13 protein-coding genes are annotated in these 13,128 nt (G+C 59.6%); 6 read left to right on the forward strand and 7 right to left on the reverse strand.

Annotation, left to right across the window (positions count from 1 at the left end; genetic code table 11):
- Positions 1–41 precede the first annotated feature (41 nt).
- Positions 42–419, forward strand: coding sequence for a DUF6124 family protein (locus JIO00_RS10020; protein ID WP_042932867.1), 378 nt, complete (start codon positions 42–44; stop codon positions 417–419).
- Positions 420–497: 78 nt separating this feature from the next.
- Here the strand turns inward: JIO00_RS10020 and ampC are convergent, their stop codons facing one another.
- Positions 498–1,664 (reverse strand): class C beta-lactamase, encoded by a 1,167-nt coding sequence (gene ampC / locus JIO00_RS10025; protein ID WP_102593398.1) that lies wholly within the window; start codon positions 1,662–1,664, stop codon positions 498–500.
- Between the two features lie 160 nt (positions 1,665–1,824).
- Here ampC and JIO00_RS10030 point away from each other — a divergent pair, with 160 nt between their 5' ends.
- A complete protein-coding gene (locus JIO00_RS10030; protein ID WP_200668114.1) occupies positions 1,825–2,703 on the forward strand; it encodes a LysR family transcriptional regulator in 879 nt (292 codons plus the stop codon).
- Positions 2,704–2,833: 130 nt separating this feature from the next.
- Here the strand turns inward: JIO00_RS10030 and gudD are convergent, their stop codons facing one another.
- Together gudD and JIO00_RS10040 are read right to left on the reverse strand one after the other, a co-directional pair.
- Positions 2,834–4,177, reverse strand: coding sequence for a glucarate dehydratase (gene gudD, locus JIO00_RS10035; RefSeq protein WP_010458646.1), 1,344 nt, complete (start codon positions 4,175–4,177; stop codon positions 2,834–2,836).
- Positions 4,178–4,201: 24 nt separating this feature from the next.
- Positions 4,202–5,548: an MFS transporter gene (locus JIO00_RS10040; protein ID WP_042932191.1), complete on the reverse strand. Its 1,347-nt coding sequence runs from the start codon at positions 5,546–5,548 to the stop codon at positions 4,202–4,204.
- Between the two features lie 281 nt (positions 5,549–5,829).
- Here JIO00_RS10040 and JIO00_RS10045 point away from each other — a divergent pair, with 281 nt between their 5' ends.
- Both JIO00_RS10045 and JIO00_RS10050 read left to right on the forward strand, forming a co-directional pair.
- Complete coding sequence (locus tag JIO00_RS10045) at positions 5,830–6,543, forward strand: FadR/GntR family transcriptional regulator (RefSeq protein ID WP_200668116.1); 714 nt, start codon at positions 5,830–5,832, stop codon at positions 6,541–6,543.
- Between the two features lie 92 nt (positions 6,544–6,635).
- Positions 6,636–6,866 carry a hypothetical protein gene (locus tag JIO00_RS10050; protein ID WP_172790577.1) on the forward strand — a complete coding sequence of 77 codons (231 nt, stop codon included), beginning with the start codon at positions 6,636–6,638 and terminating at the stop codon, positions 6,864–6,866.
- 31 nt (positions 6,867–6,897) lie between these two features.
- Here JIO00_RS10050 and JIO00_RS10055 read toward each other — a convergent pair whose 3' ends face one another.
- Both JIO00_RS10055 and JIO00_RS10060 read right to left on the reverse strand, forming a co-directional pair.
- Positions 6,898–8,331, reverse strand: a complete 1,434-nt coding sequence (locus tag JIO00_RS10055) for a hypothetical protein (RefSeq protein WP_200668118.1) — start codon at positions 8,329–8,331, stop codon at positions 6,898–6,900.
- 86 nt (positions 8,332–8,417) lie between these two features.
- Entirely contained in the window at positions 8,418–9,323 is a 906-nt protein-coding gene (locus JIO00_RS10060) for a DMT family transporter (protein ID WP_200668120.1), read from the reverse strand.
- A gap of 96 nt (positions 9,324–9,419) precedes the next feature.
- Between JIO00_RS10060 and JIO00_RS10065 the strand changes: the two genes are divergently transcribed.
- Positions 9,420–10,283 (forward strand): LysR substrate-binding domain-containing protein, encoded by an 864-nt coding sequence (locus JIO00_RS10065; protein WP_010458658.1) that lies wholly within the window; start codon positions 9,420–9,422, stop codon positions 10,281–10,283.
- A 33-nt stretch (positions 10,284–10,316) separates the two neighbouring features.
- Here the strand turns inward: JIO00_RS10065 and trhP are convergent, their stop codons facing one another.
- On the reverse strand, positions 10,317–11,639 hold the full coding sequence (gene trhP, locus JIO00_RS10070; RefSeq protein ID WP_010458660.1) for a prephenate-dependent tRNA uridine(34) hydroxylase TrhP: 1,323 nt from the start codon (positions 11,637–11,639) through the stop codon (positions 10,317–10,319).
- Positions 11,640–11,803: 164 nt separating this feature from the next.
- Between trhP and JIO00_RS10075 the strand changes: the two genes are divergently transcribed.
- Positions 11,804–12,865 (forward strand): AI-2E family transporter, encoded by a 1,062-nt coding sequence (locus JIO00_RS10075; protein ID WP_077749986.1) that lies wholly within the window; start codon positions 11,804–11,806, stop codon positions 12,863–12,865.
- On the opposite strand, the gene JIO00_RS10080 is transcribed toward JIO00_RS10075, so the two are convergent.
- Positions 12,862–13,044 carry a hypothetical protein gene (locus JIO00_RS10080; protein ID WP_010458664.1) on the reverse strand — a complete coding sequence of 61 codons (183 nt, stop codon included), beginning with the start codon at positions 13,042–13,044 and terminating at the stop codon, positions 12,862–12,864. The two genes, JIO00_RS10075 and JIO00_RS10080, sit on opposite strands and share 4 nt — an antisense overlap.
- Positions 13,045–13,128: the final 84 nt, after the last annotated feature.

A 13,128-nucleotide genomic window follows, 5' to 3' on the forward strand; every position in this document is an offset into this window, starting at 1 on the left:
CCAGGGACGAAATAACCAATGGCCAGAAAGGAGCCTCGTCTATGAAGAAGTTCGGCAAAAATGATCCGCAACGCCCAACCGATGCCACTCACCTGAAGCTTGTCCGGGCGGGCGACACGACCGAGCACGACACCCGCATTCGAGTGCGCAAGCCCAGACGTTCCGTCCCGATCAACCAGATCTTGTCTGTTGCCCCGGGCGTCGACACCCTCACGCTCTTGCATCAGGCCAGCGAAACCCTTGCGTCGCTGAATGCGGTGCTTGTGAATTTTGCCGTCAAGCTGGATGGCTCGAACAGGGTGATGCTGGGGGCGATTCAGCAGTTGGCGGGGATTGCAGAGTTGTTGGTGGCTCAGGCTCGGGACAATCTTGATCCGAGGAACGATGCGCCTGACGCTCCAGCGCCGACTCGGCACTGAGCCGACGTAATAACGACAATGGGCGACCCCAAAGAGGTCGCCCATTTTTATTGCCAGCATTGACCCCTGTGGCGAGGATTACTCGGTAAGGGCACTCAATATGTTGTGAGCGATCTTGATTCGCTCGGCGTTCGGGTAATTCTTGTTCGCCAGAATCACGATACCGATGTCTTCCGAAGGCACGAACGCGACATACGCGCCGAAACCACCCGTCGACCCGGTCTTGTTGAACCATGCCGCGTCTTGCGCAGGTTGTGGCGGGTTCAGCCACTGGACTTTTTGCGCCTCCATCGCCATCTCCGTCGAGTTGCCACTCAGTAACGTTTCGAGGCTGGCCGGATAGTGGTAGTGCTCCCAGCCCAAGCCTTGCGTCATCTCGCCCACGGTGTAGTAACCGCTGTGAGTGAGGGCGATCGCTTGTTGCAATGGCTTCTCCAGCGTCGCCGGTTTCAGGTTCGCTTCAACATAACGAAGCAAATCCGCCGCGCTGGTTTTCACCCCATACGCCTCCGAATCCAGCGCTCCCGGGCTCACCCGCACCGGTTTGCCATCCTTGCCGTAACCCTGGGCGTAAAGCCCCATCTGATCCTGCGGCACCTTGAGATAGGTGTGCTTGAGGCCGAGTTTGGGCAGCAGGTTTTTTTCCATCAGCTCATCGAACGGCTGGCCCATGCTTTTGGCCGCCAGATAACCGGACAGCCCAAGGCTGGGGTTCGAATACTGGCGGTGGGTGCCTGCGGCATAAACGGGCTTCCACTGTTTGAAGTAGGCGAGCATTTTGTCTGGATGATCGGCCTCGTCAGGAAACTGCAGCGGCAACCCGCCAGCGGTGTAAGTGGCGAGTTGCAACACGCTGATGGTGTCGAATGCACTGCCGCGCAGATCAGGCCACACCTGGCTGGCCCGGTCAGACAAAGACAGTTTGCCGCTCGCCTGGGCGTAAGCCGTCAACGTGGTGGCAAAGGTTTTACTCACGGAGCCGATTTCGAACAGCGTGTCTTTGCTGACGGGTTTACCGTCCTCTTTCGACGCCATGCCGTAATTAAAGTAATGCTGCTGACCCTTTAAGGTGATCGCGACCGCGACGCCAGGGATATTCTGTTGTTGCATGACCGGCCCGATGGCGGCTTTCACCAGGGCGTCGAGCTGATCGTCGGATTTTGTTGCGGCCATACAGTGACTTGCGCCGAGGAACAGGGCGAAAGCGCTGAGGGACGCCAGTCTTGGCAGTTGAAATTTGAACATGATTGGAATCACTCTCCATGAGTTGCCATTACTTTAACCGCTACACTCCGTCCGGATCCAACACCGGACGGCTGATGGGCGCGCCAAATCTAGGCAGTCGGGCGAAAATCGACAAACGACGATATTTCGGGTTAGCCATTAGAAAAATTTGGGAGTGGGCATGATTCGTCCTCATCTGCCGCTGAACGCATTGCGGGCCTTCGAGGCTTCCGCACGCCATTTGAGCTTTACTCGGGCAGCGGTGGAGTTGTTCGTCACGCCGGCGGCGGTCAGCCATCAAGTCAAAAGCCTTGAAGCCCAGCTTAACGTAACGCTGTTCAAACGCTTGCCCCGCGGTCTGATGCTGACCAGTGAAGGCGAAACCTTGCTGCCGGTGTTGCGCGAGTCCTTTGACCGGATTGCCGAAACCCTTGAACGTTTCGAGGGCGGGCATTTTCGTGAAGTGTTGACCGTGGGTGCCGTGGGGACCTTTGCGGTGGGTTGGCTGTTGCCGCGACTGGCGGACTTCCAGTCGAAACATCCATTCATAGATTTGCGCCTGTCGACTAACAACAATCGGGTGGATGTGGCTGCCGAGGGCCTGGATTACGCCATCCGGTTTGGCGCCGGCGCATGGCACGGGATCGAGGCGTCAAAGCTGATCGAGGCGCCGTTGTCGGTGCTCTGCGTCCCGGAAATAGCCGGGCAGTTGCAAGAACCTGCGGACTTGCTCAAGCAGACGCTGTTGCGTTCCTATCGCACGGACGAGTGGCCCGAGTGGTTTCTGGCCGCCGGGTTACGGGCCAATACGCCGGCGCCTAGGAGCATCGTCTTCGACTCCTCGCTGGCCATGATGGAGGCGGCGCTACAAGGCGCCGGCATTGCCTTGGCGCCGCCGCTGATGTTCGCCCGGCAACTGGCGGCGGGGGCGATCGAGCAACCGTTCGACATCGGTATCACCACCGGCTGCTATTGGCTGACCCGCTTGCAGTCGCGTCCTGAAACGTCGGCGATGACGATGTTCAAGGAGTGGCTGCTGCAAGCGGCCAGGACACACTGACGAATACCATTTCCCCTGGAGGCGTGAGCCTGCTCGCGATGGCGGTGTAACAGTCAACGATGAGGTTGAATGTTATGGCCTCATCGCGAGCAGGCTCGCTCCCACAGGGGATTCTTGGTGCTGCGAGGGTTTAGCGCACCAGGCACGGCCGCTTGTTATCGAACTTCCACCCCGGAATCAGAAATTGCATCGCCACGCTGTCATCCCGGGCGCCCAGTCCCATGCCTTTGTACAACTCATGAGCCTTGGCCAGTTGATCCAGATCCAGCTCAACCCCTAACCCGGGCTTCTTCGGCACCTGCACGCACCCCCCGACGATTTGCAGCGCAGCCTTGGTCAGGCGCTGACCGTCCTGCCAGATCCAGTGGGTGTCGATGGCCGTGATTTCACCCGGCGCAGCCGCGGCGACATGGGTGAACATGGCCAGGGAAATGTCGAAGTGGTTATTGGAGTGCGAACCCCAGGTCAGGCCCCATTCGTGGCACATCTGCGCCACGCGAACCGAACCCTGCATCGTCCAGAAATGCGGGTCGGCCAGCGGAATATCCACCGATTGCAACTGGATGGCGTGGCCCATTTCCCGCCAGTCGGTGGCGATCATGTTGGTCGCGGTTTTCAGGCCTGTGGCACGGCGGAACTCAGCCATGACTTCTCGACCCGAATACCCGTTTTCCGCCCCGCACGGGTCTTCGGCATAAGCGAGTACGTGATGCTGGTCGCGGCACAGTCGAATGGCTTCCTTGAGTGACCACGCACCATTCGGGTCGAGGGTAATGCGCGCATCGGGAAAGCGTTCGGCCAGCGCGGTGACGGCTTCGATTTCCGCGTCGCCGCTGAGCACGCCACCCTTGAGTTTGAAGTCCTTGAAGCCGTAACGGGCGTGCGCGGCCTCGGCCAGGCGCACCACGGCATCGGCGGTCATGGCTTTGTCGTGGCGCACGCGAAACCAGTCATTATCGGCCTCCGGTTCGCTGCGATAGGGCAGGTCGGTTTCATTGCGGTCACCGACATAAAACAGATAACCGAGCATCTTCACTTCGTCACGTTGCTGGCCTTCACCGAGCAGGGCCGCAACCGGCACGTCCAGATGCTGGCCGAGCAAGTCGAGGAGGGCGGCTTCCAGGCCCGTGACCGCGTGGATGGTGATGCGCAGGTCAAACGTCTGCAATCCGCGACCGCCAGCATCACGGTCAGCAAAGGTCTGGCGCACCTGATTGAGGATCTTCTGATACGTGCCGATCGGACTGCCGACCACCAGCGAACGTGCATCTTCCAGCGTCTGGCGAATGCGCTCGCCCCCCGGCACTTCGCCGACCCCGGTGTGCCCGGCGTTGTCCTTGAGAATCACGATATTGCGGGTGAAAAACGGGCCATGGGCGCCGCTCAGATTGAGCAACATGCCGTCATGACCGGCCACCGGCACCACTTGCATGCTGGTGATGATCGGGGCTTTGGCGGTGTCTTGTGGGTTCATAGTCTTGTCCTTCAACACAGAGATTCAGGCGTGATTGGGCGCTGGTTTGCCCAAGGCAACGGCGGGTGCGGTTTTCGGTGTGTTGCGCGCGGCGAAGACGATGATCGCGGCGATGATCGATGTCGCGGCCAGGCCATACAGCCCGCCCTGAATCGACCCGGTATGTTCTTCCAGCAGACCGAACGTGGTCGGTGCCACGAAGCCGCCAAGGTTGCCCACCGAGTTGATCAGCGCGATGACGCCCGCCGCGATTCGCGCATCCAGATAAGCCTGAGGAATCGGCCAGAACAGCGACGAGGCCGACTTGAAGCCCAGCGCCGCGAAGCAGATCGCCACGAAGGCAAAGATCGGCCCGCCCGTGGTCGACATGAACATTCCGGCCGCCGCGATCAGCAGGGCGGCGGCGACCCAGGCTTGCTGGTGTTTCCATTTCGCCGACAGCGAAGCGAAGGCGTACATGCCGACGATCGACAGCAACCACGGGATCGAATTGAAGAGCCCGACCTGAATGTCGCTGAGGTCGCCCATCTTTTTGATGATGCTCGGCAGCCAGAAGGTCGCGGCATAAATGGTCAATTGGATGAAGAAGTAGATCAGGCAGAACAGGATGATCTGGCGATCTTTGAGCAACGTGCCCAACGATGGCTTGATCGGTGTCGCCGCTTCCCGGGCCAGTTGTTCGTCATCGATGGCTTTGACCAGCGCATCTTGCTCGGCGCGGGTCAGCCATTTGGCGTCGTGGGGTTTGGAGTCCAGCCAGAACCACACAAATACGCACAGCCCGACTGAAAACATCCCCTCGATGAAATACATCCACTGCCAGCCATGCATCCCGAATCCGCTGATCTGCAACAGCAAACCGGACAGCGGGCCGGAGATCAGCGAGGCAATGGCCGAACCGCTGAGGAAAATGGCAATCGCCTTGCCACGCTCGACGCCAGGCAACCAGCGCGTGAAGTAATAGATCACCCCGGGAAAGAACCCGGCTTCAGCCACGCCCAGCAGGAACCGCAGGATGTAGAAGTGGGTTTCGTTCTGGATGAAGGCCATGCCGGCGGCGACCAGGCCCCAGGTCAGCATGATGCGGGTCAGCCAGATGCGGGCGCCGACTTTTTGCAAAAGCATGTTGGAGGGGACTTCGAACAGCGCATAGCCGATGAAGAACAGGCCGGCGCCGAGGCCGTAGGCGGCAGCTCCGATGCCCAGGTCCTGCTCCATGTGGGCGCGGACGAAGCCGATGTTCACGCGGTCTATGTAATTGACGATGAACATGATGACGAAGAGCGGCAGGACATGGCGTTTCACTTTCGAGATGGCGGACTTCAGGACCGAATCGGCGCCCTCGTGCATCCCGGATATGGAGGTATTCACTTGGTTTTCTCCCACTGATTATTTTTATGCGGGGTGTGGCTGGATGTTGCTGTGTTGATAGACATCATACAACTACATTTTTTTGTCCTGCAAGCGGTCTGACCTAATAAAATGGCGTTTATTTTCGCTGAATTAACTTTTTTGCTGGTGGATGGCACCTTAAATAACGGTCGTTTTTGAGCGATTGTTGAGTGTTGTCATACAAGCTGGCCGTGGTTTTCTTGGGATTCCAGCTGAGCGCAGTGCTACGATTCCGTTAGCCCTGCCTCCGGATGATCGCCATGCAAGAAGACCTCTACGCGCCTGCCCGTAAGCGCACCCACAACCTGGCCCATGACCTGGTGGCCAAACTGAGCCAGAGCATCTTGCTCGGGCAGATGTTGCCGGGAGACAAGCTGCCGTCGGAGAACACGATTGTTCAGGAGCACGGGGTCAGCCGCACGGTGGTGCGTGAGGCGATCTCGAAGTTGCAGGCCTCAGGCCTGGTGGAAACCCGTCACGGCATCGGCACCTTCGTGCTGGAGCGCGCACCGGAGCAGGGGCTGCGATTGAATGTCGATACCGCGCTGGGAGTGCGCAGCATTCTGGAGTTGCGCATGGGCCTGGAAACCCAGGCTGCCGCGCTGGCGGCGAGCCGTCGCACCGATCAGCAGTTGATGCAGATGCGCGAAGCGCTCGACGACTATCAGAGCCTGCTCGCCAACAACGACAGCTGCGTCGAGGCCGACAAGCGCTTCCACCTGCTGATCGCCGAAGCCACCGGCAATGTGTGCTTCACCGAAATCATGCAGCACCTGGGCAACGCCATGATTCCCCGGACCCGGGTCAATGCCGCCGAACGTGGCGCGGCGGATTTGAGTAAGTTGGGGCAATTGGCGAACCTCGAGCACGAGGCAATTCTCAACGCGATCAAACGCCAGGATCCGGACGCTGCGCGGGCCGCCATGTGGCTGCACCTGACCAACAGCCGCGACCGGTTTTCGGCCGGTGCCTGACAACCGTTTGTCCAGTTGATAGCACGCTATTCCCGCACCCGCTTCCAACGAGTATGGCCCGGATTTTCTGGACCTCATCAGTGAGGTGCGTCATGGCAAACGACTCAATGCTCCAGGGTGGAACACCCAATACCGACCCCACCAGACCCATGTCCGGCACTGACGAGCCGACGCTGGATGACGATGCTCCGCCTGGCAGGGACCCTTCACTGGACCCGGCGGCCGCAGACGCCGATCGACCCGAAGACTGGAAGGATCCGGCTGCTGACGAGGACGTACCGCCGGCGGATGAGCCAACCCCTTTATCCGATGACAGGCGATAAACAGAACCCGGCCACTGTGCCGGGTTTTTCTTTACTGTTCGACCTTGACCAGCCTGACTCGACTCTCGGTGCCCCCTAACGTGGACGAGGACACAAAGAAGTAAGCGTAGTCTTCAAGGTAGAAAATCTTGCTGTCACGTTTGAGCTTCTGGCCAAGGTCAAACTGACAGCGCAGTTCTTTGGCGGGGCCTTTCAGTTCGCTGTTGACCTGGGCTGCGTCGAGCACACGCTGCACGGTGCATTGCACACTTTCACGTTTCATTGTTTCGCCGTCGAGGGTGCTTCGTTCCCGTTTGCTGGCACGCATTTCCAGTGACGCACCCACCGGCATGCGTTGCCAATCGCCGGTGAAACTCAATTGCTGAGTGTCGGTGACGGTGGATAACGGTGGTCTGTTTCGCTTGCTCTCTGTCAGCGAGTATTGTTCTGCCAGTGGCAACAAGCCCCTGAAACTGACGATGTACCGGCCGACGGGAGCCTGTTCCCGGCGCTCGCGCAATTGTCCGCTCTGAGCGTCGGTGTCGAACACCAGCGCATTTTCCGTGCTTGAGTTTGAAAAATAAAAGTGCGTGTTATTGATCTTCGACACCGTGCGCTTGAGTGTCCGGGTGGGCGGCGCAAGCTTTAAATCGGTGATGGCCTTCAATACCGAAGCGGACACAGGTTCTATCTGGTAGCTCAGCGGAAGTTTGGCGCGGGCGACATACGCAGGCAGTGTCGAGCGCTGCGAGGGTGCGGTGCACGCAGCGCTCAGCAAGGTCTGGGTGTCCGCGCTGCCTTGGGCGAAGGCCTGCGACGGGTTGTTCAGTACCCCGCCCATGGACACCCGATCATTCGGGCCAAGCTGGAATGAGCTCAACACTCGATAGGTCTTGCGTGCGCAATCGACTTCGTAGCGCTCGCGAGTCTGTCCGAACAGTTGCAGGTTGGGCTTGTCGGTGAGCAGCATGGGTTCGTCGAATCCGCCCCAGAACCGCCTGACGTTGCCCTCGATTTTCAGGCTGTTGACGTCGATCATCACCCAGCGAGCGGCTTCAGTGCGATGGACAATGCGCCAGTCCGACGCTGCGGTGCGCGAACAGGCTTCGCTGAAGTGCGGCTTGCTGGCCAGTTCGGTTGCCAGTTCCTTGGGAATCAGTACGGTCAGCGGTGTGTGTTGGTGGCTGCCATCCGTCGTCGCGATGGGGAAGTTGTCGAGGAACAGTAGTTTGACATCGGGCACCTTGCAGTCCGCTTGCAGCTGTACAACGCTCGGTAAACCATCGCGAGTGTAAGCCGGTGTGTGGACTTGAAAGCTGAGGGTATCGCCGTTACGCATCACCGAGTTTTCCAGTGGCGTTTTCTTGAACACTTCTTGCACCGTCAGTACCGGCTGCCGGTAGGGAGGTGTGGCGGGAGTCGCGGGTGGCGGGCTGGCGCAACCGGACAATATCCCTAGCACACAGGCAGCAGCGAAACGGTTCATAAGCATTTCCAGGCGATAGCGTCACGTTCATGTGAACAGAGGACGTCGGCATCGCCAGGCGATTCTTTAATTCGCATGGCGTGCAGTCATGGCCGGGCGGGCGGCGCCGCGATGACGGCGGAACGCCGCTCCAGATTCAACGCCAGCACGCTGATCAGCACCACCATCGCACCTATCCCGACCATCAACGTTGGCTGCTCGCCCAAGGCAAACGCTGCAATCGCCATGGCGGTGGGCGGAATCAGATACAGCGTCATGGTCGCGCGACTCAAATCGATGTGGGCCAGTACAAATGCCCAGGCCAGGTAGGCGAGGGCGCTGGGAAACACGCCCAAGGCAACCACGGTCATTTGCACCTGCATCGGCGCGCTGGCGACTTTGCCGGCCAGCCCCGGCAGGTAAATCAGCAACAGCGCCGTGCCCGACCAGACCGTGTAGCAGACCAGCGTCAACCCGTTGTAGCGAGCGCAATGATGCTTTTGCAAGGCGAAGTAGAAACTCCACGACACCGCCGCCAGCAAGATCAGCAACCCGTGCGCATCCATGCTGCCCAGCCCTCGATCACCGGCCACCACAATCACCACGCCGATCAATCCCAACAAGACACACCCCCAGCGCCAGGCGCTGACCCGGTCCTTGAACACGAAACGCGCCAGCAAGGTACTGAACAACGGGGTCGATTGCGCCAGCACACTGGAGGCGCCGGCGCTGACATTTTGCTGGCCGATATTCAAGGCGACGTGGTGAAGGCTCACGGCAAAAAAACCAAGGACGAACAGTAACGGCAGATCGCCAAGCTTCGGCAGACTGATGCCTTTGAAGGCGGCGACGACCGCCATGAACACCGATGCGATCAGAAAGCGCAGCAGCGCTAAGTGGCCGGGGTCGTAGGCCTGCAAGCCGATGTGGATGCCGGTCGGTGAGAAGCCCCAGCAGGCGACGACAAACGCCATGGCCAAGAGAATTTTCAGGGTGTGCGTGGAGGGCTTCATGGTCGATTACCGGTGGGTTGATGCACCGAGTATCAGAAGTCTGATCATTCGCAACAACTGACTTATACTGCAACAACTGTTCACTTTGGGTGATGTATGGAATTGGCGCAAATTCGCATGTTCAAGACCGTTGCCGAGGTCGGCAGCATCGCCCGGGCGGCGGAGCTGTTGCATTGCGTGCCGTCGAACATCACGGCACGCATCAAGTCGCTGGAAGCCGAGTTGGGGGTGGCGCTGTTTCTACGCGAGGGCCGAGGCTTGCGTATCAGCCCGGCGGGCCAGACGTTTCTGTCATACGCCTCGAAAATTCTGGCGCTGACTGTTGAAGCCAAACGGGCGGTGGACCCTTCGGCCGAACCGTCCGGCCCGCTACGCATCGGCGCCATCGAATCCTCGGCCACCGGTCGCCTGCCGCGTCTGCTGGCCAAGTTTCACAAGCGATATCCTGGCGTCGCGTTGGAACTGACCACCGGAACCTGGAGCCAACTGCTCGATGACACCCTCAATCATCGGCTCGACGGCGCGATCGTCGCGGTGGATGTCGAGCGCTCGCTGCTCAAGCGCACGCCGATGTACCGCGAAGAGCTGCTGCTTATAGCCTCGACATCCCTGGGGCCGGTGCGCGATATCGCCGACTTGCAGGACAAGACCGTGTTCATGTGGCCGCAAGGCTGTCCTTACCGGGCGGCGCTGGAGCACTGGTTGTTGCGGCAGGGGCAGGCGCTGCCGATTGTCAGTCTGGCCAGTTATGGCGCGATAGTCGGGTGTGTCAGCGCCGGGGCCGGCGTCGCGCTGGTGCCCAAAGGGGTATTTGAACAGTACGCCAAAGGGGCGGGGTGCGCGGGGTTTGAGTTCCCTGAGCTGACGGCGATCGACAACCTGTTTTACTGGCATGAAAACGCCGGGGTTCACCCGGCGCGGGAAGCGTTTGTGGCGATGTTGCGTGAGGAATTTGCGTAGGCGCGGGCGCAGACGGCGATCTTTGGTACGGATCTACACGCCCACATCCCGCATCAACAACCCGAACTTCAAATCCACCGCATCCGGAATCGGCACATACACCGTGTGCCCATCCCCCGGCGCCACTTCGATCGCTTCACCTTTGATGTTCTGCAACTGATGCAAATCGAAGTGGAAATTACCCTGGGGCGTCATCAGTTCCATGTGATCGCCCAGGCTGAACCGGTTCTTGACCTTCACTTGCGCCAGGCGATCACGGCGCTCGCCGGTCAACTCGCCGACAAACTGCTGGCGCTCTGAAACCGAGCTGCCGTGCTGATAGTTCTGGTATTCGTCATGCACATGCCGGCGCAGGAAGCCTTCGGTGTAGCCGCGCTGGGCCAGGGACTCCAGATCCGTCATCAAGCTGCGATCGAACTCGCGACCGGCCACGGCATCATCAATCGCGCGGCGATAGACCTGCGTGGTGCGTGCGCAATAGAAGTGCGATTTGGTCCGGCCTTCGATCTTCAGCGAGTGCACGCCCATCTGCGTCAGTCGCCCGACATGCTGCACGGCGCGCAGGTCCTTGGCGTTCATGATGTAGGTGCCGTGCTCGTCCTCGAAGGCCGGCATCAATTCGTCCGGGCGATTGGCTTCCTGCAACAGGAACACCTGGTCGGTCGGTGCGCCGATGCCCAGGGTCGGCTCGGGCTGGAATTGCTGAACGATTTCACCGAGCTGATTTTCCGTGGCTTGCGTCGCCGAATACTTCCAGCGACAGGCGTTAGTGCAACTGCCCTGATTGGCATCGCGCTTGTTCATGTAACCCGATAACAGGCAGCGGCCGGAATAGGCCATGCACAGCGCGCCATGGACAAAGACCTCCAGCTCCATCGCCGGGACGTGCTGGCGGATTTCGGCGATTTCTTCCAGTGACAGTTCCCGGGACAGGATGATCCGGCTCAAGCCCTGTTGCTGCCAGAATTCGACACTGGCCCAGTTCACCGTGTTGGCTTGTACCGACAGGTGAATCGGCATCTGCGGGAAGTGTCGGCGTACCAGCATGATCAGGCCCGGGTCGGACATGATCAGCGCGTCCGGGGCCATGGCAATCACGGGGGCCAGGTCGTTGAGGAAGGTCTTGAGCTTGGCGTTGTGCGGCGCAATGTTCACCACCACATAGAAGCGCTTGCCTTGGGCCTGTGCCTCTTTGATGCCGAGCGCGAGATTGGCGTGGTCAAATTCGTTGTTGCGCACCCGCAGGCTGTAACGCGGCTGGCCGGCGTAGACCGCATCGGCACCGTAGGCGAAGGCGTATCGCATGTTTTTCAAGGTGCCGGCGGGAGCGAGCAGTTCTGGGGCAAGGAGCGTCATGGCAGTGTCGATCGCAAAAGTCCGCGAGGGTAATCGCCTTGCCCGCGAGGTTCATTGATCTGGATCTATGCTTGATGAACAAACGGATGGCACTCGCGCGAACCGTGGCGGACTAAGCATCAGCACGGCTCTTCAATACGAGAGCGCACTGACATGGATCGGACATGAACGAACAGACGGTACACAACAAATCGCTGGTGATCTTGCTCGGGGTGGTCACCGCCGCCTTTATCTGGATTTTGCTGCCGTTCTACGGCGCGGTGTTCTGGGCGGTGATCCTCGGGATTCTGTTCGCGCCGCTGCAACGCCGGATACAACTGAAGTTCAGCTGGCCGCGCAACCTGACGTCGTTGCTCACCTTGAGCATCTGCCTGGTGATCGCGATCCTGCCGGTGATTATCCTCAGCATCTTGCTGGTTCAGGAAGGGGCTGCGCTGTACAAGAGCATCGAAAGCGGCGAGCTGGACATCGCGGGGTATGTGACGCATTTCAAACACAGCCTGCCGCCGTACTTCCAGCATTTGCTGGATCGGGCCGGGCTCGGCGAGCTGGACGGGCTGCGGGAGAAAATCATCAAGAGCGCGGTGACGGGCAATGAGTTTGTCGCCACGCAAGTCTTCAGTTTCGGTCAGGGCACGTTCGATTTTGTGGTGGGTTTTTTCATCATGCTCTACCTGCTGTTCTTCTTCCTGCGAGACGGTGCGGAACTGGCGCGTAAAGTTCGCTCCGCCGTCCCGTTGCAGGAGCACCAGAAACGCCGTTTGCAGCTGAAGTTCAACCGTGTGGTGCGGGCGACCGTAAAGGGCAACCTGCTGGTGGCGATTACGCAGGGCGCATTGGGCGGTTTGATTTTCTGGTTTCTGGACATCCCGAGCGCGTTGCTCTGGGCGGTATTGATGGCGTTTCTATCGCTGTTGCCAGCCGTGGGGGCCGGGATTGTCTGGGCACCGGTGGCGGCGTTCTTCCTGTTCACAGGGGCGATCTGGCAAGGGGTGGTGCTGGGGTTGTTCGGGGTTTTTGTGATCGGCCTGGTGGATAACGTGCTGCGCCCGATCCTGGTGGGCAAGGACACGAAGATGCCGGACTATCTGATCCTCATCTCGACCCTTGGCGGTCTGGCCATTTTCGGCCTGAACGGCTTTGTCATTGGGCCGCTGATCGCGGCGTTGTTCATGTCGAGCTGGGCGATCTTCATCGAAACCAAACCAAGGGTGCAGCTGCCTTAAGCGCTGAGCTGCCCCTGGCCGATTTGTTGCGACAGTGCCTTGGCGGCCGGCAGCGAAGTGAGCGGTCCGCTGATCGGTTCGCCGTCCTGCACCAGATACCAACAGGCGAGCAATCCTAGCTCTCTGAGCGGTGCGGGAACGGCGCTGCCAATTACGGACATGATCTGAACCTGGGACATAAATACCTCCATCAATCGATGGAGCTACCTTACGGACCTGCCTCGTTAACGGACAATCAACACTTTCGATAGTCGTCATTGACG

Origin of the sequence: Pseudomonas sp. SW-3, from assembly GCF_016615645.1 — a bacterium.
GTDB classification, from domain to species: domain Bacteria; phylum Pseudomonadota; class Gammaproteobacteria; order Pseudomonadales; family Pseudomonadaceae; genus Aquipseudomonas; species Aquipseudomonas mandelii.

Bases quoted from the DNA above. Each gene is read 5' to 3' on its own strand.
- JIO00_RS10020 (WP_042932867.1), top strand. From the start codon at position 42: ATGAAGAAGTTCGGCAAAAATGATCCGCAACGCCCAACCGATGCCACT.
- ampC (WP_102593398.1), bottom strand. From the start codon at position 1,664: ATGTTCAAATTTCAACTGCCAAGACTGGCGTCCCTCAGCGCTTTCGCC.
- JIO00_RS10030 (WP_200668114.1), top strand. From the start codon at position 1,825: ATGATTCGTCCTCATCTGCCGCTGAACGCATTGCGGGCCTTCGAGGCT.
- gudD (WP_010458646.1), bottom strand. From the start codon at position 4,177: ATGAACCCACAAGACACCGCCAAAGCCCCGATCATCACCAGCATGCAA.
- JIO00_RS10045 (WP_200668116.1), top strand. From the start codon at position 5,830: ATGCAAGAAGACCTCTACGCGCCTGCCCGTAAGCGCACCCACAACCTG.
- JIO00_RS10050 (WP_172790577.1), top strand. From the start codon at position 6,636: ATGGCAAACGACTCAATGCTCCAGGGTGGAACACCCAATACCGACCCC.
- JIO00_RS10055 (WP_200668118.1), bottom strand. From the start codon at position 8,331: ATGAACCGTTTCGCTGCTGCCTGTGTGCTAGGGATATTGTCCGGTTGC.
- JIO00_RS10060 (WP_200668120.1), bottom strand. From the start codon at position 9,323: ATGAAGCCCTCCACGCACACCCTGAAAATTCTCTTGGCCATGGCGTTT.
- JIO00_RS10065 (WP_010458658.1), top strand. From the start codon at position 9,420: ATGGAATTGGCGCAAATTCGCATGTTCAAGACCGTTGCCGAGGTCGGC.
- trhP (WP_010458660.1), bottom strand. From the start codon at position 11,639: ATGACGCTCCTTGCCCCAGAACTGCTCGCTCCCGCCGGCACCTTGAAA.
- JIO00_RS10075 (WP_077749986.1), top strand. From the start codon at position 11,804: ATGAACGAACAGACGGTACACAACAAATCGCTGGTGATCTTGCTCGGG.
- JIO00_RS10080 (WP_010458664.1), bottom strand. From the start codon at position 13,044: ATGTCCCAGGTTCAGATCATGTCCGTAATTGGCAGCGCCGTTCCCGCA.